The sequence below is a fragment of the Conexibacter stalactiti genome (genome assembly GCF_033542075.1).
GTDB classification, from domain to species: Bacteria; Actinomycetota; Thermoleophilia; order Solirubrobacterales; family Solirubrobacteraceae; genus Conexibacter; species Conexibacter stalactiti.
Genome location: NZ_JAWSTH010000045.1, coordinates 1 through 25798, shown reverse-complemented (window position 1 = coordinate 25798; position 25798 = coordinate 1). Strand labels below are relative to the sequence as shown.

Below are 25798 nucleotides of genomic sequence, written 5' to 3'. Positions count from 1 at the left end.
TCAGATGCCCATGTTGCCGGCGCCCGACAGCTGTGCGCCGCTGAAGCCGATCAGCCAGACCATGAAGACCGGCGCCCCGATCGCGCAGCAGATCATGAAGATTCTGCCGATGACCCCTCTGCGCTGGTCATGGCCGCTGGCACGGCGCACGAGGATCCACATGTAGTCGAGCCGCTTGAGCGCCATCAGCCCCAGCAGCAGCAGGCCGATCAGCGTGCCGAAGGAGGCTATGAGGCCGACGCCGATGTTGTCGGTCGCGTGCTGCAGATGGCCGCCGACCCAGAGGCAGGCGACCGGCATCGGACCCCAGAAGCTGAGGTTGATCAGCACCATCAGCGCGAGCAGACCGGCCGCGACGACGCTGTCGGCGCGGCGACGCTTCTCGCCGGCCGTTCTCGGCGGGGTTCTGTACTGGGTCGGTCTCGTCCCAGGGCGGCGTGTGATGAACAGGCCGCCGGTTTCGCTCGGATCCGTGCGCATCTCTCGTCCTTCAGACTACGCGGTCATTCGTCATAGAGCGAATCGAACTGTTCCGCGTACTTCTCGTTGACGACCGCGCGCTTGACCTTCAGCGTCGGCGTCAGCTCGCCGGTCTCCTGCGAGAGGTCGTGCGGCAGCACGAGGAACTTCTTCACCTGCTCGACCTGGGCGTACTTGCTGTTGGCGGCGTCGAGGTCGGCCTGGATCAACGCCAGCAGCTCGGGCGCTCTGGCCAGCGACGGGACGTCGTCGGGCAGGCCCTGCTGCTGCGCCCAGGGGATGACGATCTCGGCGTCGAGCGTCAGCAGGATCACGGGGAAGGGCCGGCGGTCGCCATGCATCACCGCCTGCGAGATCCAGCGCGACTGCTTCATGTCGTTCTCGATGTTCGCCGGCGTCAGGTTCTTGCCGCCGGCGGTGATGATGATGTCCTTCTTGCGGCCGGTGATCGTGAGGAAGCCGTCGGCGTCGAGCGCGCCGAGGTCGCCGGTGTGCAGCCAGCCGTCGTCGATCGCGCCGAAGGAGGCGTCGGCGCGCTTGTGGTAGCCGGCGAAGACGTTGGCGCCCTTGATCAGCACCTCGCCGTCCTCGCCGATTCTCAGCTCGACGCCCGGGAACGGCTTGCCGACGGTGCCGAACTTGTGCTCCTCGGCCGACTGGAAGGTGGCGGCGGTCGAGGTCTCGGTCATGCCGTAGCCCTCGAAGACCGGCACGCCGCAGGCGTAGAAGAACTCGAGGATGTCCTTGGCGATCGGCGCGGCGCCGGTGACGGCCTGGCGGACGCGGCCGCCGAAGGCGCCGCGGACCTTGCTGAACAGCTCCTCCTCGGCTCTGTCGAAGGCGGCCTGGAGGTCGGGCGGGACCGGCTGGCCTCTGAGCTGGAGGTGGCGCACCTCGACGCCGACGCGCGCCGCCTGCCGGATCTGCTCCTTCGGGTAGTTGCCCGTCACGAGCGTGTAGATCTTCTCGAAGATGCGCGGGACCGAAGGCAGGTTGGTCGGGTGGACCTCGTTCAGCTCGACGATGATCTGGAGCGGGTCGTTGGTCCAGTACGCCATCGCGGCGCCGACGTCGTAGGAGAGCAGCTGGATCAGCAGTGCGTAGGAGTGGGCGAGCGGGAGGTAGAGGTAGGTGAGCTCGTTCTCGACCATCCCGTTGCCGTGCTCGACCATGTCGAGCATCGCGCGGTAATTGCCGTGCGTCAGCACGCAGCCCTTCGGCGGGCCGGTCGTGCCGGAGGTGTAGATGAAGGTGAACGGGTCTTGCGGGGTGACCGCTTCGTAGCGCGCGGTGAGCTCCTCACGGGGGCGCGTGCGCCCGCGCGCGCGAAGCTCGCCGAGCGTGATCTCGCCGGCCGACTCGTCGATCTCGACGCCGTCGGGGTCGATCACGATCACGTGTCTGAGGTGGGGGAGGCCGGCGCGGATCTCACGCACCTTCGCCAGCTCGCCGGCGTTCTCGGCGAAGACGGCGACGGCGTCGGAGTCGCCGAGGACCCAGTCGCACTCCTCAGGCGAGTTGGTCTGGTAGATCGGCACGACGACGGCGCCGGCCTCGATCGCGCCCCAGTCGGCGTAGGTCCACTCCGGGCGGGTACGGCAGAGGATCGAGACGCGGTCGCCGGCGGCGATCCCGAGGTCGATCAGGCCGAGGCCGATCTCGTCGGCGATCCGGCCGACCTCGGCGAAGGTGACGTCGTGCCAGGCGCCGTCGCGCTTGGTCTTCAACGCTGTGCGGTCGCCGTAGCGAGCGACCGCGAGAGGCAGCAGGTCGGCGATCGTCTGCGAGCCCGTCGACGCCTCGGCGGCGCTGTGCGTGACGCTGGCCTCCATGCTGATCCTCCTCCTCGGGGTGCGGTGCGGGAGAAGGGCGATTCTATGCCGGCGCGGTCACCCGCGCGCGGGTTCCTGGCCGACTGGCCAGGAACCGGCACCGGTGCGACCTGCTGCGACCTATCCGGTCGCCAACGGTGTCGGAGAGGCGGTGACCTGGTACTGCTCGTCGAGGGTCGCGGAGAAGAGGGTTCTGTCGATTCGCCCGTTGTAGATGGGGACGCCCATCTCCAAGCACTTCATGATCACGTCGCGCCGGTCGAGACCGGCCTCGCGTGCGAGCTCCGTGGGCGTCAGATGGTTTGCCATCGGTCGTGAGACCTCCCGTGTGGATGCCGTTGATCCGTTATACCTCGCGACACGGACGCGCTCAAACGCCCATGTCCGAACGCGGCGTGTTGGCGTTTAAACGGGGTTTGGCACGTCGACGAAATGGTGATCAACGCCGAACCGCTGAGCGACCAGCTCACCGATCCGGCGGATCCCGAAGGTCTCCGTCGCGTAGTGGCCGGCGGCGATGAAGTGGACGTAGTTCTCGCGCGCCTGCGCCATCACGTGCTCCTTCGGCTCGCCGGTCAGGAAGGCGTCGAGCCCGAGCTCGATCGCGGTGCCGAGGTCGTTGGCCGCCGAGCCCGAGACGATCCCCAGCCGGCGCACGTAGGCCGGGCCGGCGTCGAAGACGAGCGGCGCGCGGTCGGTCAGCGTCTCCACGCGCGAGAACAGTTCGCTTGCCGCGATCCCGTCACCGCCGTTGGCGTCGAAGTGCGCGATCGCGCCGATCGGCATGCCCTTGTGGTCGAACGCCCGCTCGACGACGTCGGCGCCGAGCCCGGCGGCGATCAGCGCGTTGTTGCCGACCTCGGGGTGACCGTCGAGCGGCAGGTGGTAGGCGGCGAGGTTGACGTCGTGGCTCAGCAGCGTTCTGAGCCGCTTTGCCTGCGCCGGCCCGACGCGACGCGGCTCGAACTCCCACAGGATCCCGTGATGGGTGATGACGAGCTGCGCCCCATGCGCCACGGCCTGCTCGAACAGCTCCAGCTGCGCCGAGACCCCGGTGACGATCGTGGTGACCGTGCTCGCGCCCGGCACCTGCAGCCCGTTGGGCCCCATGTCGGCGTAGCGGTCGATCTGGAGCAGGTCGTCGAGGTAGGCGACGATCTCAGCGGTGCGGGCGGACATGAGCGGGACGGTAGCAGTGGGGATGGGGGCGATCACCGCGGGATTGGGGGTCGCGGAGACGCCCGGATCCGCAGTGATCGGTCGGTCGGCGAGGTTCGGCGCGGCGGGCGGCGGGCGCGCGGTGCCGCCTCTGTGGAATACTGATGAGCGTCATCGGGGCGTGGCGCAGCCTGGTAGCGCGCTCCGTTCGGGTCGGAGAGGTCCCGAGTTCAAATCTCGGCGCCCCGATTACAGGAAAGCCCCGCTAACGCGGGGCTTTTCGCGTGTCTGGGGGTGTTGCAGGTGCCATTGCAGGTGCCATTTTCTGCATCCGGCACGCGTCTCTAGCGGTCTGTGGGTGCCAGCGGGCTGACTTCTCGGGTGCTTCCGCTGGCCTGTGACCTTGCCGGTGGATGGGCTTCCACCTACTGTCGCGAGCGCTTCAGTTGGACCTATCCGTAAAGCGGCCATTCCGGTGAGCCATCTGTAGGCGCGTGTGCGTGTCTCGTAGTAGTTCATGGTGGTCCAAGACGCAGCCGCGGCCCGGGCGCCGCGGGCGCATCGCCCGGGTGGCCGGGCCGCTTTCCGGTCCTTGCGCGCGCACGGCGTTGGGCGACGTCGGCTCGCGCTGGCTAGCGCCGCACGCGGTAGCGCAGGCTGACGACGCCCGACTGCTGGAAGGTGCGCGTCGCCTCCAGTTCGAGGCCGACGCGGTCGCGCAGCTCGGGCAGCAGCGGCGTGCCCTCGCCGATCAGCACGGGGTAGACGAGCACTTCGATCTGGTCGACCAGCTCCGCGCGCATCAGCGACGCGGCGAGGTGGGCGCCGCCGACGGTGATCAGGCCGTCGGTCTCGCGCTTGATCCGGGCGACCCCCTCGGCGGCGTCGCCTCTGACGAGGCGCGCGTTGCCGGTGACGGCATCGAGCGTGTTGGAGAAGACGACCTTCGGCGATTCGCGCCAGATGCGCGCGTACTGCACGACCTCGGGCGGGGCGTTCGGGTCCTCGCCGGCCGTCGGCCAGAAGGACTCCATCAGCTCGAACAGCCTGCGGCCGTAGAGACTGACGACGGTCGCCGCCTCCATCTCGTTCATGTAGGTGTGCGCCTCGGGGTCCGGGTGAGTCCAGGAGATGTCGTGGCCCGGGGCCTCCATGAAACCGTCGAGCGACACCTGCATGGCGTAGAGCAGCGTGGCGTTGGTCATGTGCGATGAGACTGCCAGCGGCGGCGGAACTCATCGGCGGCCGGCGGAGGTGACGGTTCCGTCACCTCCGCCGAGCAGACCGGGCTAGAGGCTCCCGAGGTCGATGATTCTGTCGACCTGTCTGGCGGTTCTGGCGGGGGTGGTCGGTCTGTGGCCGTCGAGCACCCACGCGCGACCTCCGACGATCGCGACGTCGACCGGGTTGCGCAGGTTGCCTCTGCGCGGCAGCGTCTGGGTGACACGGCCGCTGGTGAGGTCGGCGCTGAGGCGGACGGCCTCGACCTTGCCGCGGTTCTCGGTGACGAACAGCGTGCGGCCGCGCAGGGCGAGGCCGTCGTTGGTCGGCAGCGGCCGGTTCAGGGAGACCTGGCGGGTCGCGCCGGACTTCGTCGAGAAGGCGAACAGCTTGCCGCTGCCGTACTGGCCGGTCAGCAGCGTGCCGGGCGCGGCGGGGATGATCCCGTCGAGATCGAGCTGGTGCGGCGTGAAGTCGCCGCCCGGTCTGATCGTGCGGACGCTGCCTCTCCCGGAGGACGGCAGCGCGTAGATCACGTGCGTGAGGGTGTCGGTGACGTAGGCGGTGCCGCGCTGGACAGCGACGCCGTTGAGGAAGCCGGAGTCGGGGACGCGATGGCGGCGGACCAGCCTGCCGCTGCGCGCGTCGTAGACGTCGATCGTTCTGCTCGTGCCGCCGGCGACGATCAGGCGGTTGTCGCCGGCGAAGCGCAGGCCGTTGCCGCGGCCGCCTCTCCTGCCGGCGACGAGGACGGTCTGCTGCCCGCTGCGCGGGTCGATCCGGCGCACCTCGCCGCTCGTCTGCGAGCTGACGTAGAGCGCGCCGTGGTGGGCCGTCATCGCCTCCGCCGAGAAGCCGGCGGGGAGCGTGATGGTCTTGGCTGAGGCCGAGGCTGGTGCTGCGACTGCGGCGGCGATGACGGCCGCCGCGACTGCGGTGCTGCGGATGGGGCTCATCGCCAGTGCCTCCCCGCAGCCACCGGTTCGTCAAACGCCGAATCGAGAGGGGAGTCCGCGGCTCAGGTCTCGTCGTCCTGGAGCGTGGGCCGCCGCAGCCAGGCGCGGACCTCGTCGACCGCGAGCAGCGGGACGCCGTCGCTGCGGTAGCCGAGCACCGGCATCCCGTCCTCCGCGATCGCGCGCATCACCCACGGGATGTCGGCGTCGAGCCAGACGGCGACGTCGAACGGCTCCAGCACAGGGGAGATCGGCGGTCTCGTCATCGGCCGCTCACACCTTACGCCGAACCACGGCGCAGTTGAAAGCGGGCGCCGCCCCCGCGTCAGACGGCGTTGAGCCCGGCGGCGATGACGGCGTCGAGCAGCCCCGGGAAGCGGCTGTCGAGGTCGGCTCGGCGGAGCGAGTTGTGGATCGCGGTGCCGCTGTAGTGCTGCTCGATGATCCCGGCCTCGCGCAGGACGCGGAAGTGATGGGGCACCGGCCGAAGGCCTTGCAATCGCCGCGCGGGTCTGCGTAGGATCGCACTGCGCATTCCGGAATAGCGTTCCTGTCAGAGGAATCTATGCAGATCTAGGAGATACCGATGGGTTCACGCACCCGCATTCGTGCAGGCGTCGTCGCGGCCGCGCTGGCCGGCGTATGCGCGCTCCTCCCGAGCGCCGCGCCGGCGTACACGCTGCCGCCCGCCAACGGCCAGTTCGACTACCAGATCGGCGCCCCGTACACCCCGGTCTCGGCGGTCAGAGTGGTCAGCCGCGACCGCCTCGCGACGCCGGCCAGCGGCAAGTACAACGTCTGCTACGTCAACGCGTTCCAGGCGCAGACCAACGACCCCGGCAACCCCCGCATCGGCGACCTCGCCTGGTTCGAGGCGAACTACCCGACGCTCCTGCTCAGAGGAGCGGACGGCAGATACATCACGGACCCCGACTGGAACGAGGTCCTGCTCGACACGCGCACCTCGACCAAGCGCACGACGCTGATCGGCATCCTCGGCGCGTGGTTCGACAGATGCAAGGCGGACGGCTTCGACGCGATCGAGCCGGACAACCTCGACTCCTGGTACCGCTCGGACGACCCGAGCACTGCCAGATACGCCGAGCTGCTCACCCAGTCCAACAACGTCGCGGTGATGAGAGGGATGGCGACGGAGGCCCACAACGCGACCGTCGGCTCCGACAGAAGCGGCCTCGCGATCGCGCAGAAGAACACCGGCGAGGTCGCGCCGACGCTCGACGCCGCCGGCTACGACTTCGCGATCGCCGAGGAGTGCCAGCTCTACTCCGGCTCGAGCACGACGATCCGCGAGTGCGACGACTTCACGAGCGCCTACGGCAGCCTCGTGTACGAGATCGAGTACACCGACAACGAGCCGTTCTATCCGGGCGACGACCCCGACTACCCGCTCGGCGGGACCGGCTTCTACGCCGACGCGTGCAGAGCGCGCGGCGCGAGCATCTCGGTGATCCTGCGCGACCGCTACGTGACGCCGTCGGGCGACCCCGCCTACGAGTACAGAGCCTGCTGAACGAGGCCTGCCGGGCTGCCGCGCCTGCTTGCGCGGCAGCCCGTGGCCGGCCGCCGCCGGGTTCGGGCGGCGCTTTGGAGGGCCCGCACGACGTGGCATGATCTCCGAGGTGACGAGCAGACCTGCCGCGGCGCAGCAACTGGGCGACCTCGCGCGGCTCCGTCGCGTGCGCGACCGGATCGACCGGGAGTACGCGCAGCCGCTCGACGTCGAGGCGCTCGCGCGCGACGCGCACATGTCGGCCGGGCACTTCAGCCGCCAGTTCCGGGCCGCCTACGGCGAGTCGCCGTACAGCTACGTGATGACGCGGCGGATCGAGCGCGCGATGGCGCTCCTGCGGCGCGGCGACCTGAGCGTCACCGAGGTCTGCTTCGAGGTCGGCTGCTCCTCGCTGGGCACCTTCAGCAGCCGCTTCACCGAGCTGGTCGGCATGCCGCCGAGCGCCTACCGGCGCGAGCAGGCGGAGGCGACCGTCGGCATGCCTCCGTGCGTCGCCAAGCAAGTCACGCGACCGGTCAGGAATCGAGAAGCGCAGCCCGCCCAGCGCCGTTAGCGTGAGCGCCATGAACATCACCATTCACGCCAGCTTCCTGCCGCAGGACGACCCCGAGGCCGCGCTCGCCTTCTACCGCGACACGCTCGGCTTTGAGGTCCGGAACGACGTCGGCTACAACGGGATGAGATGGATCACCGTCGGTCCCGCCGGCCAGCCCGACACGTCGATCGTGCTCTACCCGCCGGAGGCGACCCCCGGCATCACCGACGAGGAGAGACGGACGGTCACCGAGATGATGGCGAAGGGCACCTACGCCAGCGTCAACCTCGCGACCGCCGACCTCGACGAGACCTTCGCGAGACTGCAGGCGAGCAGCGCCGAGGTCGTGCAGGAGCCGATCGACCAGCCCTACGGCGTGCGCGACTGCGCCTTCCGCGATCCCGCCGGCAACCTCCTTCGGATCCAGGAGCTGAGCTAGACAGATGGCCACGAGCACCGAGACGCAGCCGGGCGAGCCGCACGCCGCCGACAGCCACGACCTGATCCGGGTGCACGGCGCCCGCGTGAACAACCTCAAGGACGTCAGCGTCGAGCTGCCCAAGCGCCGCTTGACGGTCTTCACCGGCGTCTCGGGCTCGGGCAAGAGCTCGCTCGTGTTCGGCACGATCGCGGCGGAGTCGCAACGGCTGATCAACGAGACCTACAGCGCCTTCGTGCAGGGCTTCATGCCGACGCAGGGGCGGCCCGACGTCGACGTGCTCGACGGCCTGACGACGGCGATCCTCGTCGACCAGGAGCGGATGGGCGCCAACCCCCGCTCCACGGTCGGCACCGCCACCGACGCCAACGCGATGCTGCGGATCCTCTTCAGCCGTCTTGGGAGACCGCACATCGGCTCGCCCAACGCGTACTCGTTCAACGTGCCGTCGGTCAGAGCGAGCGGCGGGATCACCGTCGAGCGCGGCGGCAAGACGAAGACCGAGAAGGCGAGCTTCCACCGCCTCGGCGGCATGTGCCCGCGCTGCGAGGGCATGGGCGCCGTCAGCGACTTCGACCTGACGGCGCTCTACGACGACTCGAAGTCGCTCAACGAGGGCGCGCTGACGATCCCCGGCTACAGCATGGACGGCTGGTACGGCCGCATCTACCGCGGCTGCGGCTGGTTCGACGCGGACAAGCCGATCGCGAAGTTCAACAGAAGAGAGCTGCACGACCTGCTCTACAGAGAGGCGACCAGAATCAAGGTCGACGGGATCAACCTGACGTACCTGGGGCTGATCCCGCAGATCCAGAAGTCGTTCCTGTCCAAGGACGTCGACGCGCTGCAGCCGCACATCCGCGCGTTCGTCGAGAGAGCGGTCACGTTCACCACCTGTCCCGACTGCGACGGCACGCGGCTCAGCAGAGAGGCGCGCGCGTCGAAGGTCGACGGGGTCAACATCGCCGACGTCTGCGCGATGCAGATCACCGACCTGGCCGCGTGGGTGCGCGGGCTGGACGAGCCGTCGGTGGCGCCGCTGCTGAGCACGCTGGGGGAGACGCTCGACTCGTTCGTCGAGATCGGCCTCGGGTACCTGAGCCTCGACCGCCCCGCGGGCACGCTCTCCGGCGGCGAGGCGCAGCGCACCAAGATGATCCGCCACCTCGGCTCCTCGCTGACCGACGTCACCTACGTCTTCGACGAGCCGACGATCGGCCTGCACCCGCACGACATCCAGCGGATGAACGAGCTGCTGCTGCAGCTGCGCGACAAGGGCAACACGGTGCTCGTCGTCGAGCACAAGCCCGAGACGATCGCGATCGCCGACCACGTCGTCGACCTCGGACCGCGCGCCGGCAGCGGCGGCGGCGAGATCGTCTTCGAGGGCACCGTCGGGGACCTGCGCGACAGCGACACGCTGACCGGGCGTCACTTCGACGACCGCGCCACGCTGAAGGCGTCGGTGCGCAGAGCGTCCGGGGCGCTGGAGGTGCGCGGCGCAAGCACCCACAACCTGCGGGACGTCGACGTCGACATCCCGCTCGGCGTGCTGTGCGTCGTCACCGGCGTGGCGGGCTCCGGCAAGAGCTCGCTGATCCACGGCTCGGTCGCCGGCCGCGACGGCGTCGTGTCGGTCGACCAGACCGCGATCCGCGGCTCGCGCCGCAGCAACCCCGCGACGTACACGAGACTGCTCGACCCGATCCGCAGAGCGTTCGCGAGAGCCAACGGCGTCAGACCCGCGCTGTTCAGCGCCAACTCCGAGGGCGCCTGCCCCGTCTGCAACGGCGCCGGCGTGATCTACACCGACCTCGGCGTGATGGCGACCGTCGAGTCGCCGTGCGAGGAGTGCGAGGGCAAGCGCTTCCAGGCCGAGGTGCTCGAGTACAAGCTCGGCGGCAGGGACATCACCGAGGTGCTGGCGATGTCGGTCGCCGAGGCCGAGGCCTTCTTCGGCGCCGACGGCGCGGCGAGAATCCCGGCCGCGCACAGAATCCTCGACCGGCTCGCCGACGTGGGGCTCGGCTACCTGACCCTCGGCCAGCCGCTCACGACGTTGTCGGGCGGCGAGCGCCAGCGCCTCAAGCTGGCGATCCACATGGCCGAGAGAGGCGGCGTCTACGTGCTCGACGAGCCGACCACCGGCCTCCACCTCGCCGACGTCGAGCAGCTGCTCGGCCTGCTCGACCGGCTCGTCGACACCGGCAAGTCGGTGATCGTGATCGAGCACCACCAGGCGGTGATGGCGCACGCCGACTGGATCATCGACCTCGGTCCCGGCGCCGGCCACGACGGCGGCAGCGTCGTCTTCGAGGGCGCGCCCGCCGACCTCATCGCCGACCGCTCGACGCTCACCGGCGAGCATCTCGCGGCCTACGTCGGCGGCTGACCGGCGGCCGCGCGCTCGACCGGCGTCGCCGCCAGGCTGCCGAGCAGCTTCAGCCCCTCAGCGCTGCGGGAGCCGGGCTCGGCCGCGTAGACGAGCAGCGTGAGGCCGCTGTCGGCCGCCAGCTCCAGCGCCTCGAAGCGCAGCTTCAGCTCGCCGACGGCGGGATCGTGGAAGTGCTTCAACCCGCTGTGGTGGAAGCGCACGTCGTGCGACGCCCACAGCGTGCGGAAGACGTCGCTCTGCGTCGACAGCTCGCCGACGAGGTCCGACAGGTCGCGGTCGAAGGGGTCGCGGCCGGCTTCGGAGCGCAGGAAGGCGGCGGTGCCGCTCGCCGCCTCCTCCCAGTCGTCGTAGAACGCTCTGGAGCGCGGGTCGAGGAAGGTGTGGCGGGCGAGGTTGACCGGTCGCGCGGCGCCGTCGTAGAGGTCGCGGTAGAGCGCGCGGGCGAGGTCGTTGGCGGCGAGCACGTCGAAGCGGCCGTTGCGCACGAACGCGGGCGCGTCGGTGATCGCGTCGAGCACCAGCTGCACGCTCGGGCGGACCTTCTGCCGGGCCGGGCGGCGGCGACGGGGCGGCGCGCCGGTGTGCGCGGCGCGTGCGAGGTCGAAGAGGTGGGCGCGTTCGGCCTCGTCGAGCTGCAGCGCGCGGGCGAGCGCCTCGAGCACGCTGTCGGAGACGCCGCTGAGGTTGCCGCGTTCCAGGCGGGTGTAGTAGTCGACGCTGACGCCGGCGAGCAGCGCGACCTCCTCGCGCCGCAGCCCGGGGACGCGGCGGCTGCCGCCGAAGATCGGCAGGCCGACCCGATCCGGCGTGAGCCTGGCGCGGCGCGAGGTGAGGAACTCGCGGATCTCGCTCTTCTGCTCCATGCCGTCAAGGCTAGGCCGCCGTGGCGCGCGCTGGGAGGCACTGTCAGTACCTGGGACGACAGGGTCCGTCATCCGCCCGCGTCACCTGCTTCCTTATGGGCACATGCTCACCGTGAACGCCTACGCCGCCACCGCCGCGACCGACCCGCTCGTCCCGACCGCGATCGAGCGGCGCGACCTCGGCCCGCACGACGTCCTGATCGAGATCAAGTACGCCGGCATCTGCCATTCCGACATCCACACCGCGCGCGGCGACTGGGGTCCCGCCGCCTACCCGCTCGTCCCCGGCCATGAGATCGCGGGCATCGTCGCGGAGGTCGGCGCCGCGGTCACGCGCCACGCCGTCGGCGACCGCGTCGGCGTCGGCTGCATGGTCGACTCGTGCCGCGAGTGCGACAACTGCCGCCAGGGCGAGGAGCAGTACTGCGTCCCGGGGAACACCCTCACCTACGGCAGCGTCGGCGCTGACGGCGAGGTCACCCAGGGCGGCTACTCGACCCACATCGTCGTGACCGAGGATTTCGTCGTCACGATCCCCGACGGGATCGCGCTCGACGTCGCCGCGCCGCTGCTGTGCGCCGGCATCACGACCTATTCGCCGCTGCGCCACTGGGGTGCCGGTCCGGGCAAGCAGGTCGCGGTCGTCGGGCTCGGCGGGCTCGGCCACATGGCGGTGAAGATCGCGCACGCGATGGGCGCCGAGGTGACCGTGCTGTCGCAGTCGCTGCGCAAGCGTGACGACGGCCTGCGCCTCGGCGCCGACCACTACCACGCGACCAGCGACCCGCAGACGTTCAAGACGCTCACGCGCAGATTCGACCTGATCGTCAATACGGTCAGCGCACCGATCGACGTCGACCGCCACCTGCGCCTGCTGGCGCTCGACGGCGCGCTCGTCAACGTCGGCGCCCCGGCCGAGCCGATGACGCTCAACGTCTTCTCGCTGCTCGCCGGTCGCCGCTCCTACGCCGGCTCGATGATCGGCGGGATCCGCGAGACCCAGGAGATGCTCGACTTCTGCGCCGAGCACGGCATCGGCGCCGAGATCGAGCTGATCGACGCCGATCGGATCAACGAGGCGTGGGAGCGTGTGCTCGCCTCCGACGTGCGCTACCGCTTCGTGATCGACGCGGCTACGTTCACGGAGCGGTAGGGAGCGGCGCCGGCACCCTTACGCGAGCTGCTTCCGTCCCTGATGCGAAGGCCGGATCCGCGCTGTAGAAAATGTGCGGATTAGGTCGAACCTGTGCGAGTTAGCGCGTTTCGCGCGCCCGCAGGAGGAGAGGAAGCAGATGAGGAGATGGACTCCGCCGGCCCGGCCGGCGCTCGCGACCGTGCTTGCGACCGCCGCCGGCTTCGGCGCGCTCGCGGCCCCCGCGTCGGCGATCGAGGCCCCCGCCGTCGATCCGCTCGTGCAGCCCCAGGCGTTCCAGTCGCCGGCCAACGCCGAGCGCCCGCAGATGCGCTGGTGGTGGGGGACGATGTTCGGCGCGCCGACCGGCGCGCTGAGCGTCGCCGAGACGCGCAGAGAGGTCGCGGCGATGGCCGACGCCGGCTTCGGCTCGTTCGAGATCGCCTTCGGCAGCGACAAGTGGGCGACGCCCGAGCAGCGCCAGAACCTCGAGGCGGCGCTGGAGGAGGCGCGCGACCGCGGCATGACGGTCGACATGACGATCGGCGCCGCGTGGCCGGTCAGAACGCCGAACACCGCGCCAGGAACCGGCCTCAGCCTGCAGGAGCTGCAGTACGGCCGCGCCGACGTCACCGGCGGCGCCGAGTTCGACGGCCCGGTCCCGCTGCCCTACGACGACGCGACGCACGCCTACAGAGGCGAGCTGTACGCCGTCACCGCCGCGAAGGTGATCGAGGACGGCCCGGCCGTCACGACCGTCAACAGAGCGCCGAGCAGCAGCACCGTGCTCGACCCGACCTCGCTGATCGACCTGACCGGCGAGGTCTCCGGCGGCTCGTTGAGATGGAGAGCGCCTGCCGGCGGCAGATGGATCGTCTTCGGCTTCTGGCACCGCGACGCCAGACAGGGCGTGATCGACCACTTCGCCGACGAGCCGATCGCGACCGCCGGCCGCTACGTCGACGACAACCAGTTCACCGCGGCGGCGTCGAGACTGCTGCGCAGCCACGGCGGCTCGTTCTTCGAGGACTCGCTCGAGCTGAGAGCCGAGGGGATCTTCTGGAACGACGAGATGGCGGAGCAGTTCGCCGACCGGCGCGGCTACGACGTCAGACGGTTCCTGCCGCTCTTCTTCCAGCAGGGGATGAACACCTACTGGGTGCCGGCCGATGAGCCGGTCGCCGACTTCGAGCTGCCCGGCGGCGACGGCAGACGGATCCGCCACGACTACTACGAGACGCTCACCGACCTCTACGTCGACGAGCACCTGCAGCCGTTCGTCGACTGGGCCGCCGAGCACGGCGTCAAGTTCCGCACGCAGGCGGCCTTCGGCCAGAACCTCGACGTGACGCGCTCGGCGCGCGAGCTGGCGCAGATGGGCGGCCTGCCCGACGACGAGTCGCTCAACGCCGGTGACGCCGTCCCGTACGACCGCGAGGGCAACGCGAGAGCGTGGCGGTTCGCGCTCGACCACCACCGCTCGGTCACGGGCGGCTCCCACCAGGGCGGCAACAACGAGGTCTCCTCCGAGCTGGGCGCGCAGTTCTTCTACGCCTGGAAGATGAACCTCGCCGACTACAAGGGGATCCTCGACAAGGAGTGGGCGGCCGGCACGACGCGCGCGACCGTCCACGGCTACAGCTACCAGACCGCGACGGCGGCCTGGCCCGGCGACCTCGCCTTCTTCGACTACGTCTCCGACTCGTGGAACAGCGAGACCTTCCCGCAGTGGCAGGACTGGAAGCCGCTGACCGACTACTGGGCGCGCGGCACCTCCGTGCTCGAGGCCGGCACGGCGCGCGCCGACGTCGCGCTCTACCGCGACGGCTTCCTCACGACCGCGGCGACCGGCGAGGCGCTGCCGCCGCAGATGAGAGCGCTGTTCGACGCCGAGGCGTTGGAGAGAGCGGGCTACGCGCTCGAGTACCTCGATCCCAACGGCGTGCTCGACGAGGATGCCGACGGCACCGGCGTGCTGTTCCCGCGCGGGCCGCGGTACAAGGCGATCGTGATCGACGAACGGGCGCTGCCGGCGGCCGTCGCCGAGCGACTCGCCGTCGAGGCCGAGGAGGGGCTGGCGGTCGTGCTCGTCGGCGACCTGCCCGACGCCGACACGTCGTACAAGAACGCGACGAGAGGCGACCAGCGCGTGCGGCGCGCGATCGCGCGGCTGCTCGACGCGCCGAAGGTCGCGCGCGTCGGCACGCAGGCCGAGGCGGCCGGCGCGCTGGAGCGGCTCGGCGTGCTGCCGGACGCGCAGTGGTCGACGCCGACGCCGCTCTACACGCAGCAGCGCGAGACGAAGACGACCGACTACTACTACCTCTACAACGCGAGCAATCAGGAGGTCACGCTCGACGGCTCGTTCGCCAGCGCCGGCCGCCCCTACGAGCTGAACCTGTGGAGCGGCGCGATCGCGCCGCTCGCCGCCTTCTCGCAGCGCGGCGACCGCACGACGGTGCCGCTGAAGCTGCCGGCGCTCGGCACGACCGTGATCGCCTTCCGCAAGGGCGAGGCGGCGCCGGCGCGCCATGCGCTGAGCGCGAGCGGCGGCAGCCTCGTCGTCAAGGACGAGAACACCGTCGAGCTGCGCGACACGACCGCCGGCGCGCGCACGGTAGCGGTCAACGACGGCAGCAGCCGCGCGGCGACGATCGGCGCGCTGCCGGCGGCGATCGAGGCGAGCGGCGGCTGGCGCCTGCAGATCGCGGGCGAGAGCGCGAGCGGCACGACGCCGTACGACCTCCAGCTCGACGCGCTGAAGGACTGGCGCGAGCTGCCCGGGCTGGCGAGAGTCTCCGGCGTCGGCACCTACACGACGACGGTGCAGCTGCCGGCCGACTGGACCGCGGGCGATCGCGGCACCTACCTCGATCTCGGCCGCGTCGAGGGCTCGGTGCGCGTCTTCGTCAACGGTCAGCAGGCGGCGCCTGACTCGGTCGCCGGTCGCCGGCTCGACGTCTCCGCGCTGCTGAAGCCAGGCGCCAACGAGCTGAAGGTGCGCCTGGCGACGACGCTGCGCAACGCGGCGCCGAGGCTGATCTCGCCAGTCGACCCGGTGTGGCAGACGTACGGCCTGCTCGGCCCGGTCAAGCTGGTGCCGTACGGCCGCGCGACCGTCGACCTGCGCACGCCGCCCGTGACGCCGCCGGTCGAGAGACCGCCGGTGGTGAGACCGCCGGCCGAGCAGCCGAGACCGCCGGTGGCGAGAAGACCGTCGACGCGCGTGAGCGCGACGGCGGCCAAGCGCGTGCGGCTCGCCGGCCTCACGAAGCAGGGCCTGCTCGTGCGCGTGACGCTGCCGCGGCGCGGCAAGGTCGCGCTGACGCTGTCGGCGAAGCTGCCGGCGGCCAAGCGCGCGACGGTGCTCGCGCGCGCCGGGCGCACGGCCGGCAGAGCGACGACGGTCAGCCTGCGGCTGAAGCCCGGCAGCGCGGCGGCGCGCAAGCTGCGCCTCGCGCTCAGATCGAAGCGCGCCGTCAACGCGACGATCCGCGTCACGACGACGCTCGCGGGCGGCAAGCCGACGACCAAGACGCTGCGGGTCACGATCCGCCGCTGAGCACGACATCTGACTGCCGCCGCGGCACTTGTCGCGGCGGCAGCGCGTTCCTATGATCGCTGTGCGACTGCTCCCGGGGGAAAGGAGGTGCAGTGCAGTGCAGGCCGCGCGCGATCGCGCGGTCTCTCACACATCACCTGATCATCCGCTGCGAGGCGGGTGACGGAAGGAACGCACGATGTTCAATCGAAGCAGGCTCGCCAGCGTGGTCGCCGCGACCGCGCTCGCGCTCGTTGGGAGCACTGCGACGGCCTCGGCGCATGATGCGATCGGCATCACACCGAGCGGTCCGCTACCGACGACGATCGGGCTCAACACCCAGGCCGGCGGCATCACGTTCAGCGCCGGCATGTTCGTCGGCAACTGCACGATGACGCTCGACCTCATATTTCACCCGGTCATACGCAAGGTGCTGGACGCCCCGGTGGGCGCGGTCACGAACGGCTCGCTCGTCGTCTGCAACCCACCCGGCGTGACGGCGTCGATACTAGGCCTACCGAACCCGTCGCCGATCACGTACGACTCGTTCCTAGGCACGCTACCGAACATAACCGGGCTCCTAGTCTGGTTCAGAAGACTGAGCTTTCAATTCAACGTCCCCGGCACCGGCCTCTGCCTATACAGCGGCCAGCAAGGAGCGCTAATCGACTTCACCAAGAACCCGCGGACCGTCACGCTGCTAGCGGGCGGGATCTTCACCAAGCAAGCGGGCAGCCCGCTGGCCTGCCCGGCGGGCGGGACGCTGACGACCGGGCCGCCGATGCTGCTCGTCCAGCCCGTCGCCCTGAACCTAATCGACGACTGATCCGTCTCCGTGCCGCGCGTGCCTCACGGCTCGCGCGGCACGGGCCGCGGGACGTCCCACAGCCCGAAGCGGTCGCGCCAGTAGTCGGTCAGGAAGAGGTTGCCGGGGTCCAGTTCGGCGCGCAGTCTGAGGAAGTCGTCCCAGCGCGGGTACTGCGCTTTGAAGTAGTCGACCCAGGTGCGGTCCCCGGCCGGGCGGCGCGGATGGAACTTGCCCCAGTGCAGGCGGAAGGGGATGCCGGCGTCGCGCAGCAGGTGCCAGAGACCGGCGAACAGCGCGTCGACCGGGTCGGCGGCGTTGTCGGCGTACCAGTACGGGTCGATCCGCAGGGCGCCGTCGCGCCACTCGTCGCTGCCGTCGGAATAGGAGGGGTTGAGCCAGAAGCGCTCCGGCATCGCGGCGTACAGCTCCCACGCGTAGGTGCCGGCGCGGCGCAGCGCGGCGCCGTCGTCGGTGGGCTCGGCGAAGTAGTCGCGCAGCAGCGCCATCGCTTCGCGCGCGCGGCCGAGCGGGATCCACGCCTCGGTGAACTCGGTTGGGATCAGGACGTCGCTGGCGGCGTTGTCCATCGGCAGCCCGTGCCAGCTCCAGTCCTCGAACGTCTGCGGTCTGCCGCGGCCGGCGCCGCCTCTGTCGGCGTCGAGCGGGATGAAGAGGTCGACGAGCCGCGGATAGAGGTCGGGCAGCTCGCGCTCCAGCAGCGGAGCGGCCGGCTTCAGCAGCGTGATCGCGGCGTCGACGCCGAACTCGATCGCGGCCGCCAGCGCCCGCGCCAGCAGCCTCCCGGCGGCGCCGAGGTCGGCCTCGCCGAGCAGCTCCAACGTCCGTCTCAGCGCGTCGAAGTCGTCTTCGAGCTTCGGCTTCGCCGCCGACAGGTCGCCGATGTTGCCGATGATCGCGAACAGCACGCCGATCAGGTGCTGGGCGGCCTCCGGGTCGTCGTCGCCGAACCGTCTGTATGGGCGTGGCTCGAAGCCCGGCCGGGAGTCGAGCCGCGCCGCCTTCCACGTCAGCACCCGCTCGACGCCGCGCTGCGGCCACCACTCCAGCCGGCCGAACGGCGTCTCGCGCAGCCAGCGCTCCAGCGACGGCCGGCCGGCGGCGTCGTCACCTGCGCCGAAGAGGTCGACGGGGCAGTCGGCGAGCGTCGTCGTCGCCTCGCTGCCCGCTATCTCGAACGCCTCGACGCACTCGAAGATCACCGCGGTCACGACGCCGAGCAGCCCGAGGTGCGGGCACAGCGCGTGGAAGCGGTCGGGGTCGGCGTCCTCGCGCGTCAGCTCGTGCAGCTCGCCGCGGCCGTCGACGAAGCGGAAGCCGAACAGGTTGCGGTTGGCGGAGAACTGCAGCGAGCCGCCTGAGGAGCCGGTCGCCGTGAAGCCGCTGACGGTCTGATGCGTGACGCCGCCGGTGTCGAGCAGCGTCCAGCCGCGCTCTCTCCACAGCTGCCACAGCAGGCTGCGCTCCAGCGCGCCCGCGCCGGCCGGGTCGCTGGGATCGCGCCCGAGGTGGATGCCGGCGTCGGCCTCGACGAGCTTGCGCGCCGCGTCGCGCACGCGCCAGCCGTTGTGACGGTCGAGCATCACGTTGAGGTTGGGACCGGCCGGCGGGGCCTGCACGCCGACGCGATTGGGCAGCTCGGCGGCGCCGTCGGCCGCGTCGGTGTAGATCGCGTGCGAGACCGAGTGGGCGGCGCCGCGCACGCGCAATTGCAGCCCTTCGCGGCGCGCCCGCCGCACGAGCGCGACGATCTCCGCCTCGCTCGCCGGGTGATGGAAGCCGTCGGGTCCCGGGGCGGTGCCGCTCATCTCCGCGGCGCCTCCGGGGCCGGCTCCGCCCACAGTCTGCGCAGCACCCGCAGCGAGTTCCGCGACGTCATCAGCTCGGCGTCGTCGCCGTAGTGGGCGTGCAGCGCCTCGTCGAGCCGGCGCAGGTCGGCCGTGCTCTCCAGCCCGCCCATCGTCGGCTTGATGAAGCCGTCGAAGTCGGTCCCGAGCGCGACGTGGCGATGGCTGCCGGTGACCTCGGCGATCTTGTCGATGTGGCGGCGGATCACGTCGAGCGACTGCTCCAGCGTCTTGGTGCGATCGCGCCGCAGGCCGTCGTTGAGCTGGTGCTGGGCCATGATCAGCCCGACGACGCCGTCGCGGCGCGCGATCTGCCGCAGCGTCTCGTCGTCGTGCATGTACTGCTGCTTGCCGAAGCGGTAGCCGGCGTGCGTCGAGACGATCGGGACCTGCGCGGCCGGGTCGAGCGTGCCGTCGAGCAGCGCGAAGACCTCGCGGATCGCGCCCGGGTCCATGTGGCTGAGGTCGATCAGGATCCGGTTGGCGACGAGGCCGCGCACGACCGCCTCGCCGCGCGGCGTCAGGCGGTCTCTGCCGCGCTGCGGGAAGATCACGCCGTAGAGCGGGTCCGGGATGAACGGGATCGCCGGCGCGTTCGTCGCGACCTGGCGGAAGAAGAGGTGCGCGACGGTCACGTAGGCGACGCCGCGGCGCGCCAGCTCGGCGCAGTTGGCCGCGATCTCGTCGTCGCGGTCGCCGAGGTGGAAGCCGCCCTCGACGCAGTGGACGATCGCGGTCGCGCCGTCGCTCAAGCACTGCTCCAGCTCGGCGCGGTCGTGCGCGAGCCGCGCGCGTCTGTCGGCGAGGCCGTCGACGTGCGCCTCGACCGCCTCGAGGTCCTCCAGCAGCGCCGGGAAGTAGCGCGACGCCGGCGGCGCCGCGTACGGCTTGCTGAGGTCCATCTCCTCGAACGGCCGGAACAGCACCGACATCAGCACGCCGACGCGCGCCGCCTCCATCCCGTCGAGCGTGATCCGCGGACCGGAGTGCTCGTCGCGGTCGCTGCCTATGCGGCTGGCGAGGTTGAGGATCAGCGCGCGTATGCGATCGCCGATCGTCGCGCGGCCGCGCACGCGGCGCATGCGGTCGATCGTGCTGTGCGGCGACAGGTCCTTGACGACCTGCATCGGATAGTGCGCGTGCCAGTCGAAGATCATCCGAGCACCTCTCTCGCGACGCGGTCGCCGGCCAGCACGGCCCCGTCCATCCCGCCGTAGGAGGCGACCGTCGTCTCCGCCCCGGCCCAGTGGATCCGCCCCAGCGGCTGCGACAGCAGCGTTCCGGCCTCGCCGATCGCGCCCGGGCCCGCGAGCCCGAAGTAGCAGCCGCGCGCGAACGGGTCGGCCGCCCAGTCGCGCTCCAGGTACTGCTCCGGTCGCGCCGCCTGCGCGCCGAAGAGCCGCGCGAACTGCGCCGTCACGAGCTGCCGCCGATCCGGCTCCGGCAGCGTCGCGAAGGTGGCCGCGCGGTCGCCGGTGACGAAGCCGAGCAGCACGCCGGGGCGGCCGTCGGGCGGCGAGTTGTCGAACGTCGCGCCGACCGGGCCGCCGTCGCTGACCGCCTGCCCGCTCAGGCCGCGGTCGCGCCAGAACGGCTCCGGGTAGACGCAGACGACCTTCGTCACGCGGCCCGAGGGGAGCCGCCGCAGGACGCGGTCGCGGGCGGCCGGCAGCGCCGGCTCGAAGGCGATCTGCGGCACGAGCGCGGGCGGCACGGCGACGATCGCGTGGGCGGCGCGGACGACGAGGCCGTCGGCGCGCAACTCGACGTCGTCTCTGCGGTGCGCGATCTCACGCACCGGCGTGGAGAGGCGCAGCGCCCCGGCCCGCGCCGCGAGCGCGGCGCACAGCTGCGCCGGGCCGCCGTCGATTCGCCGCTCCTGCATCCCGCCCTTGACGCCCGCCGTCTCGCGCAGGCCGCCGGCGGCGGAGGCGTACGCGAGCGCCTGCAGCAGGTTCAGCTCATGCGGCTCGGCGCCCCAGACGGTGCCGGCGAGCAGGTCGAGCAGCGTGCGCGCGCGGCCGCCGGGGCCGTGCTGGTCGAGCCAGGCGCCGAAGGTCGTGCCGTCCCACTCGGCGGCGCGGCGCGCCGCCCACGGCTGGTGCGGGGAGACCTGGCGCGCCATCCGGTTCAGGCGCCACTCGGCGATCCCCATGCCGACGAGGCCGGGCAGCCCGAGCGGCGGGATCGCGCCGTCGTAGTCGCGCAGGCTGCCATCGAAGTCGAGCAGGTTGCGGCCGTCGTCGTACGTGGGGAAGGTGTCGATCTCCAGCTCACGCAGCAGCGCCGCGACGCGTCTGTGGGTCGGGCCGATGAACTGGCCGCCCAGCTCCACCTGACGGCCGTCGCCGATCGGGGCGGAGACGGTGCGACCGCCGATGCGGTCGCGGCCCTCCAGCACGACGACGTCGCGGCCGGCGGTGGTCAGCAGCCGTGCGGCGTGCAGGCCGGAGATGCCGGCGCCGACGATCGCCACGTCGGCGTCGCGCCGATCCGCGCCGCTCACCGCCCCGTCCCCGACAGACCTGAAACCTGACAGGTGTCCATTGGGTGCAGCTTGACAGACGGAGCGGGCGGTGTCTCAGCGCGCCCGGCAGCTCGCGGGCGCGACGTACAGGCGCTGGAGCAGCCGGCGCGTGCCGGCGTCGGTGCGCAGGCGCGCCTCGACGGGCGCGCGCCGGCAGCCCGCGCGCAGCAGCACGCCGCGTGCCTGCCGCGGCACCTTCACGCGCATCAGCACGGTGCGCGTGCCGGCCGGCAATCGCACGAGCGTCAGCAGCTGCTGCGGCGCGCCGAGGCGCGTGCGAACGCTGCCGGTCAGCTCCAGCACAGTGCCGCGCCCGCGCAGCCCGCTGACCGCGATCCGCGCGCGGCTGGCCGGCAGCGCCGTCGGCAGGCGCAGCGAGAGGCTGCTGATCCGCGCGCTGCCGGGGGCGTGGATGCGCGCGTGCAGCCGTGCGGCGCGCGGCGTGAGGCGGACGATCAGGCGCCCGCGGCAGCGGCGCGTGGTTGCGTCTGCGCCCACGTCTGCGCCGGCACTCGCTCCCGAGCCGGCGCGCGCGGGCTCGGCGCACCCGACCTGCTGCGCGAGTCCCTGGCCGCCGACCGGCGGGCTCTCGGTGGGCGGTGGCGCGGGAACGGGGGTCGACGACGTGGTCGGCGGATCCAGCTCCGCGCGCCAGCGCAGGTCCTGCGTCGCCGTGTCGCTCGCGCTGACGACCGCGTCGGCTGGCAGTCGCACGCGGAAGCGGAAGACGTGGCGCTGCCCGCCGGGCAGGGGGCCGGCCGACAGCAGCGGGCCGTCGTCGGCGGGGAAGTCGGCGAGCGTGCCGGACCACAGCTCCCGTTCGGCGGTGAAGCCGTCGCAGGAGCGTGTCGCGGCGGGGGCGGGCGCGGAGCCGACCGCGACCTGCATCAGCAGTCTCTGCGCGAGCGGGCCGTCGACGGTGCCGCTCAGCTCCAGCCGCGTCGCCGTGCCGCCGCGCGCCGTCAGCGCGATGCAGCGCTCCTCTGGCGCGGCGCCCGGCCGCATCCCCTGGAGCGTGAAGAGCGGGCCGCCCTCGTCGAGCACGATCGACGGCGGCTTCGACGGGCTCTGTGCCGCCAGCGCATACGCCGCGACCCCGGCCGCGAGCAGGAGGGTGATGGCGGTCGCGAGCAGGCGGCGCCAGCGGCTCATCGCCCACCGCCACGGCGCGGGCGCCAGATCAGCCACAGCGCGGCGCCCGTGACGATGGCCGTGACGGTGATCGTCACGGCGGCGCGCGACAGCTCGCCGCGCAGCGGCGCCGCGAGCGCGCCGACACGGGGCAGCCGTGCTCGCACGACGCCGACCTCGCCGTCGCGCGCGATCGTCCAGCGCTCCGGCGCGGGGTTGGCGTCGCCTCTGGTCGTGACGGCGAGCCGGCCGCCGTCGCCGCCATCACCGCCCGCGCCTCGCACCGCGACGACGCGATGGGTCAGCGTCTCGCCGGCATGCCGCGGGCGCGCGAAGGCGATCACGTCGCCGGGCGCGACGGTGCGCGCGGGGACCTGCTCGACGACGATCAAGTCGCCCTCGCGCAGCGCCGGCGCCATCGAGTCGCTGAGGACCGCGAGCGGCTGCCAGCCGGCCAGCCGCAGCGCGACCATCAGCAGCGCGAGCGCGCAGGCGAGCGCCACGGCAAGCCAGCTCAGCAGCGCGCCGGCGCGGCGCGGCGCGGGGTGCGCGACCTCGCGCGACGTGGCGCCGGGGTCGTGCGCGGGGAGGCGCGACGCGGCCTCGCGCTCTCGTTCGGCGGCCGTCATGTCGCCGCGTTCCAGCGCACCGTCAGCGTCGCCGTCTGTCCCTGCGCGGCGTTCGGCGCGCTCTGCGGCAGCGCGACCGTCATGCGGTAGCTCTTGACCGCGCCGGGCTGCCAGCCGGCGCGGTCGTCGACCGCCGCCGCGGGCCCGGGGAAGGCGCTCAGGCTGCCGCTGACGAGCCCGGCGGCCTCGACCGCGAAGCCGGCGCAGCTCGCCTCCACGCCGGCGGCGGCGCCGCTGCCGCGATCGATCGCGATCGTGAGCGCATTCGCGAGGACGAGGCCGCTGCCGCCGACGGTGCCCGACAGCGCGACGTTGGCGAAGGCGATCGAGCCGGCGTTGCGGACGTTGACGCAGCGGGTCACGGAGTCGCCCGGCGTCAGCCCGCCGACCGGCACGATCGCGCTGCCGGTGTCGTCGTCGGTGATGTCGACGACGCCGGCGGCGAAGCTGTTGCCGTCGTTGGCCGCCGTGCTCGTGAACGCCGAGAAGGTGCCGTAGATCCCGGCGCCGACGATCACCGCGCAGGCGAGCGCGAAGACGGTGATCAGCGTCCGTCGCGGCCGCCGTCGCGTGAGCAGTTCGACCGGCATCTCCCGCCGGTCAAACTACCCACTTTCCGGCGTTTCAGCCCTTCAGCAGCGCGCAGACCGCCGTCGTCTGCACGGCACGCAGCTGTCTCAGCAGTCTGCCGGTCGGCGCCGGGATGTTCAGCGAGGTCGTGACCGAGCGGCTGCCGTCGGCGCTCGCCGCCGCCCACTGGACGTAGCCGGGGAAGTTGCCGGTGTGGCCGTAGACGGTGCCGCAGCGGGTCGTGTAGCGGAACAGCGCGAGGCCGGCGGCGTTGGCGCCGGGGCCGGGCGGGCTTGAGGAGCCGGTCACGAATCTGTGCTGCTCGCGCCGCTGCTCGGCGCCGAAGAAGGTGCCGCCGAGGTCGTGCCGGATGAAGCTGCCGAGGTCGCGCGGGGTCGCGACGATCGCGCCCGACGCCCACGCGCCGCTGGGGCTGAGGAAGGTGCTGACGTCGAGCGGTCTCGGCTCGCCCGCGACGACGTAGCCGTGGATGAACGGCGCCGGCAGCGCGACACGCGTCGGGAAGCTGGTCGCGCGCAGTCGGGCGGGGCCGAAGACGATCTCCCGCAGCAGCGTCGCGTACGGTCTGCCCGTCACCGCCTGCGCGATCAGGCCGACGACGATGTTGTCGGTGTTCGAGTACTCGTAGCGCGAGCCGGGCGCGAAGACGAGCCCGTCGGCGCGCACCCAGTCGACGATCTGCTCCGGCGCGACGTAGCCGCGCGGGTCGTCGGTCGCCTGTCTGGCGAAGGCGGCCGATCTCGTGTAGTCGGGCACGCCGCTGGTGTGGTTGAGCAGCTGCCGGATCGTCACCGCCGACCACGCCGCCGGCAGGCTCGGGAGGCGTGAGCCGATCGTGTCGTCGAGGCTCAGGCGGCCCTCCTGCACGAGGTGCAGCGCGACGGCGCCGCTGAACGCCTTCGCGATGCTGGCGATCCGCATGTGGTCGCCGATCCGCGGCGCGCCCGGCCGCTTCACGTTCGCGCGGCCGGCGCGCAGCACGGTCGTGCGGCCGTCGCGGTGGAGCGTCGCGATAGCACCGGGCGGTCCGTCTCTGGCCGCGACGAGCCGTTCGAGGCCGCGCTGGACGGCGGCGGCGTCGGCGGGCTGCGCGGCAAGCGCCGTCGGCGCGGCGAGCGCGGCGACGGGCGCGGCGACGGCGAGCGCTGCCGCCGCGAGCGGAAGGGCGGCTGGCAGGTGCGAGGTGCGGCGGGGGAAACGGTTCATCGATCATCTCCGGGCTCGGGCAAGCCACCACTTTCGCGCACTGCGCGCCCGGCGGCAATGGACCTGTGTCGCCTGGCCGATCGCCGCGCTCGCAGAGCGACGCCGCGGCCAGCCGGCCGCGGGCAGCGCTCGCCTCAGCTGTCCTCGCCGCGGCGCACGCGCGCGATGATCGCGTCGATCCGCCGCCGTGCGTCGGCGCGGTCGGTCGCCGCGACCGCCGGCCCGTCGACCGGCGCCGCCCACGGCACGAGCAGGTCGAACTCCAGCTCGCGCAGCAGCGCGAGGCTGTCGAGGTAGGCGGCGCGGTCGCTGGAGCCGAGCACCGCGACGCGCCAGTCGCCGCCGGGGCGGATGTAGAGCGAGTCGCCGGTGAAGAGCGCGCGCTGGCCGCCGTGGTCCCACGACAGGGCGGTCGCGCCGGGCGTGTGACCGGGGATCGGGATCAGCTCGAGGTCGTCGTCGAGCGGGTGGCGGCGTGAGAAGGTGCCGCGCAGGTGCGCGCCGCTCGCCTCGATCGCGGCGGCGGCGCGCTCGTGCGCGAACAGCGGCGCGATCGCGTTGCCGGGCAGGAACATCGCCTCGTGCTCGTGGTTGATGTACTGGCGCTCGGCGCCGCCGGCCGCCGCGATCGCCTGCGCGTCGGAGGCGACGGTGGCGCTGGCGTAGACGAGCACGTTGCCGGCCGGCCGCTGCAGCAGGAACGAGCGGACCGCGGTGCCGGGCGCGAACGCGAGCGGCTCCGGCGCGGTTGCCAGCAGCCCGGGCGCGATGGTCTCCAATTCGGTGACGGTCGTCATCAGACCCTCCTTCGGATTCGTTGGAGGGATCGTGCATCTTCAAGCGCGCTTGAAGTCAAGCGCGGGTGTCGGTGCGCGGGCGGCGCGGGGGTGCGTGGCGCGCAGCGGCCGCGGGCCGCGGGCGAGGGGCGGCGCGCAGCGGCCGCGGGTGGCGGGCGGCG

General features: G+C 72.0%; 24 protein-coding genes and 1 tRNA gene. 8 read left to right on the top strand and 17 right to left on the bottom strand.

From position 1 onward, the window contains the following. The 4 genes from R7226_RS16865 to R7226_RS16850 all read right to left on the bottom strand — a co-directional run bounded on the left by R7226_RS16865 (position 1) and on the right by R7226_RS16850 (position 3491). The gene (locus R7226_RS16865; protein ID WP_318598374.1) at positions 1–480 is read right to left on the bottom strand and encodes a hypothetical protein; all 480 of its coding nucleotides are present in this window, start codon (positions 478–480) and stop codon (positions 1–3) included. Between the two features lie 23 nt (positions 481–503). Continuing rightward, positions 504–2312 (bottom strand): AMP-dependent synthetase/ligase, encoded by a 1809-nt coding sequence (locus R7226_RS16860; protein ID WP_318598373.1) that lies wholly within the window; start codon positions 2310–2312, stop codon positions 504–506. A 120-nt stretch (positions 2313–2432) separates the two neighbouring features. After that, entirely contained in the window at positions 2433–2621 is a 189-nt protein-coding gene (locus R7226_RS16855) for a hypothetical protein (RefSeq protein ID WP_318598372.1), read from the bottom strand. Positions 2622–2717: 96 nt separating this feature from the next. Continuing rightward, positions 2718–3491, bottom strand: a complete 774-nt coding sequence (locus R7226_RS16850) for a Nif3-like dinuclear metal center hexameric protein (RefSeq protein ID WP_318598371.1) — start codon at positions 3489–3491, stop codon at positions 2718–2720. Between the two features lie 154 nt (positions 3492–3645). Between R7226_RS16850 and R7226_RS16845 the strand changes: the two genes are divergently transcribed. Further along, positions 3646–3719: transfer RNA gene (locus R7226_RS16845), tRNA-Pro, on the top strand. Positions 3720–4102: 383 nt separating this feature from the next. On the opposite strand, the gene R7226_RS16840 is transcribed toward R7226_RS16845, so the two are convergent. From R7226_RS16840 to R7226_RS16825, 4 genes are all read right to left on the bottom strand, one after another. Continuing rightward, entirely contained in the window at positions 4103–4675 is a 573-nt protein-coding gene (locus tag R7226_RS16840) for a dihydrofolate reductase family protein (protein WP_318598370.1), read from the bottom strand. A gap of 84 nt (positions 4676–4759) precedes the next feature. Next, entirely contained in the window at positions 4760–5647 is an 888-nt protein-coding gene (locus tag R7226_RS16835) for an SMP-30/gluconolactonase/LRE family protein (RefSeq protein WP_318598369.1), read from the bottom strand. Positions 5648–5709: 62 nt separating this feature from the next. After that, positions 5710–5913, bottom strand: coding sequence for a hypothetical protein (locus R7226_RS16830; protein ID WP_318598368.1), 204 nt, complete (start codon positions 5911–5913; stop codon positions 5710–5712). A 59-nt stretch (positions 5914–5972) separates the two neighbouring features. Next, positions 5973–6128 (bottom strand): helix-turn-helix domain-containing protein, encoded by a 156-nt coding sequence (locus tag R7226_RS16825; RefSeq protein WP_318598367.1) that lies wholly within the window; start codon positions 6126–6128, stop codon positions 5973–5975. Between the two features lie 105 nt (positions 6129–6233). On the opposite strand from R7226_RS16825, the gene R7226_RS16820 reads away from it, so the two are divergent. The 4 genes from R7226_RS16820 to R7226_RS16805 all read left to right on the top strand — a co-directional run bounded on the left by R7226_RS16820 (position 6234) and on the right by R7226_RS16805 (position 10544). Continuing rightward, positions 6234–7178, top strand: a complete 945-nt coding sequence (locus R7226_RS16820) for an endo alpha-1,4 polygalactosaminidase (RefSeq protein ID WP_318598366.1) — start codon at positions 6234–6236, stop codon at positions 7176–7178. Positions 7179–7287: 109 nt separating this feature from the next. Beyond that, positions 7288–7731 carry a helix-turn-helix transcriptional regulator gene (locus R7226_RS16815; protein WP_318598365.1) on the top strand — a complete coding sequence of 148 codons (444 nt, stop codon included), beginning with the start codon at positions 7288–7290 and terminating at the stop codon, positions 7729–7731. A 10-nt stretch (positions 7732–7741) separates the two neighbouring features. Then, positions 7742–8152 carry a VOC family protein gene (locus tag R7226_RS16810; RefSeq protein WP_318598364.1) on the top strand — a complete coding sequence of 137 codons (411 nt, stop codon included), beginning with the start codon at positions 7742–7744 and terminating at the stop codon, positions 8150–8152. Positions 8153–8156: 4 nt separating this feature from the next. Further along, entirely contained in the window at positions 8157–10544 is a 2388-nt protein-coding gene (locus R7226_RS16805) for an excinuclease ABC subunit UvrA (protein ID WP_318598363.1), read from the top strand. Here R7226_RS16805 and R7226_RS16800 read toward each other — a convergent pair. Beyond that, entirely contained in the window at positions 10529–11410 is an 882-nt protein-coding gene (locus R7226_RS16800) for a helix-turn-helix transcriptional regulator (RefSeq protein WP_318598362.1), read from the bottom strand. The genes R7226_RS16805 and R7226_RS16800 overlap by 16 nt on opposite strands. 103 nt (positions 11411–11513) lie before the next feature. Here R7226_RS16800 and R7226_RS16795 point away from each other — a divergent pair, with 103 nt between their 5' ends. From R7226_RS16795 to R7226_RS16785, 3 genes are all read left to right on the top strand, one after another. Continuing rightward, entirely contained in the window at positions 11514–12563 is a 1050-nt protein-coding gene (locus R7226_RS16795; RefSeq protein ID WP_318598361.1) for an NAD(P)-dependent alcohol dehydrogenase, read from the top strand. 139 nt (positions 12564–12702) lie between these two features. Then, positions 12703–16104, top strand: coding sequence for a glycosyl hydrolase (locus R7226_RS16790; RefSeq protein WP_318598359.1), 3402 nt, complete (start codon positions 12703–12705; stop codon positions 16102–16104). Between the two features lie 178 nt (positions 16105–16282). Beyond that, positions 16283–16909 (top strand): hypothetical protein, encoded by a 627-nt coding sequence (locus R7226_RS16785; protein ID WP_318598358.1) that lies wholly within the window; start codon positions 16283–16285, stop codon positions 16907–16909. Positions 16910–16932: 23 nt separating this feature from the next. On the opposite strand, the gene R7226_RS16780 is transcribed toward R7226_RS16785, so the two are convergent. The 8 genes from R7226_RS16780 to R7226_RS16745 all read right to left on the bottom strand — a co-directional run bounded on the left by R7226_RS16780 (position 16933) and on the right by R7226_RS16745 (position 25637). After that, positions 16933–18717 carry a D-arabinono-1,4-lactone oxidase gene (locus R7226_RS16780; protein ID WP_318598357.1) on the bottom strand — a complete coding sequence of 595 codons (1785 nt, stop codon included), beginning with the start codon at positions 18715–18717 and terminating at the stop codon, positions 16933–16935. After that, the gene (locus R7226_RS16775; RefSeq protein ID WP_318598356.1) at positions 18714–19913 is read right to left on the bottom strand and encodes a membrane dipeptidase; all 1200 of its coding nucleotides are present in this window, start codon (positions 19911–19913) and stop codon (positions 18714–18716) included. The genes R7226_RS16780 and R7226_RS16775 overlap by 4 nt, the downstream gene beginning before the upstream one ends. After that, positions 19910–21262, bottom strand: a complete 1353-nt coding sequence (locus tag R7226_RS16770; RefSeq protein WP_318598355.1) for a flavin monoamine oxidase family protein — start codon at positions 21260–21262, stop codon at positions 19910–19912. The genes R7226_RS16775 and R7226_RS16770 overlap by 4 nt, the downstream gene beginning before the upstream one ends. Positions 21263–21337: 75 nt before the next feature. After that, the gene (locus R7226_RS16765) at positions 21338–22435 is read right to left on the bottom strand and encodes a hypothetical protein (protein ID WP_318598353.1); all 1098 of its coding nucleotides are present in this window, start codon (positions 22433–22435) and stop codon (positions 21338–21340) included. After that, positions 22432–23043, bottom strand: a complete 612-nt coding sequence (locus tag R7226_RS16760; RefSeq protein ID WP_318598352.1) for a signal peptidase I — start codon at positions 23041–23043, stop codon at positions 22432–22434. Before R7226_RS16760 ends, R7226_RS16765 begins: the two co-directional genes overlap by 4 nt. Beyond that, positions 23040–23633, bottom strand: a complete 594-nt coding sequence (locus R7226_RS16755) for a TasA family protein (RefSeq protein WP_318598351.1) — start codon at positions 23631–23633, stop codon at positions 23040–23042. The genes R7226_RS16760 and R7226_RS16755 overlap by 4 nt, the downstream gene beginning before the upstream one ends. A 34-nt stretch (positions 23634–23667) precedes the next feature. Continuing rightward, positions 23668–24840: a serine hydrolase domain-containing protein gene (locus tag R7226_RS16750; RefSeq protein WP_318598350.1), complete on the bottom strand. Its 1173-nt coding sequence runs from the start codon at positions 24838–24840 to the stop codon at positions 23668–23670. Between the two features lie 134 nt (positions 24841–24974). Then, the gene (locus tag R7226_RS16745) at positions 24975–25637 is read right to left on the bottom strand and encodes an MBL fold metallo-hydrolase (protein ID WP_318598349.1); all 663 of its coding nucleotides are present in this window, start codon (positions 25635–25637) and stop codon (positions 24975–24977) included. Positions 25638–25798 lie beyond the last annotated feature (161 nt).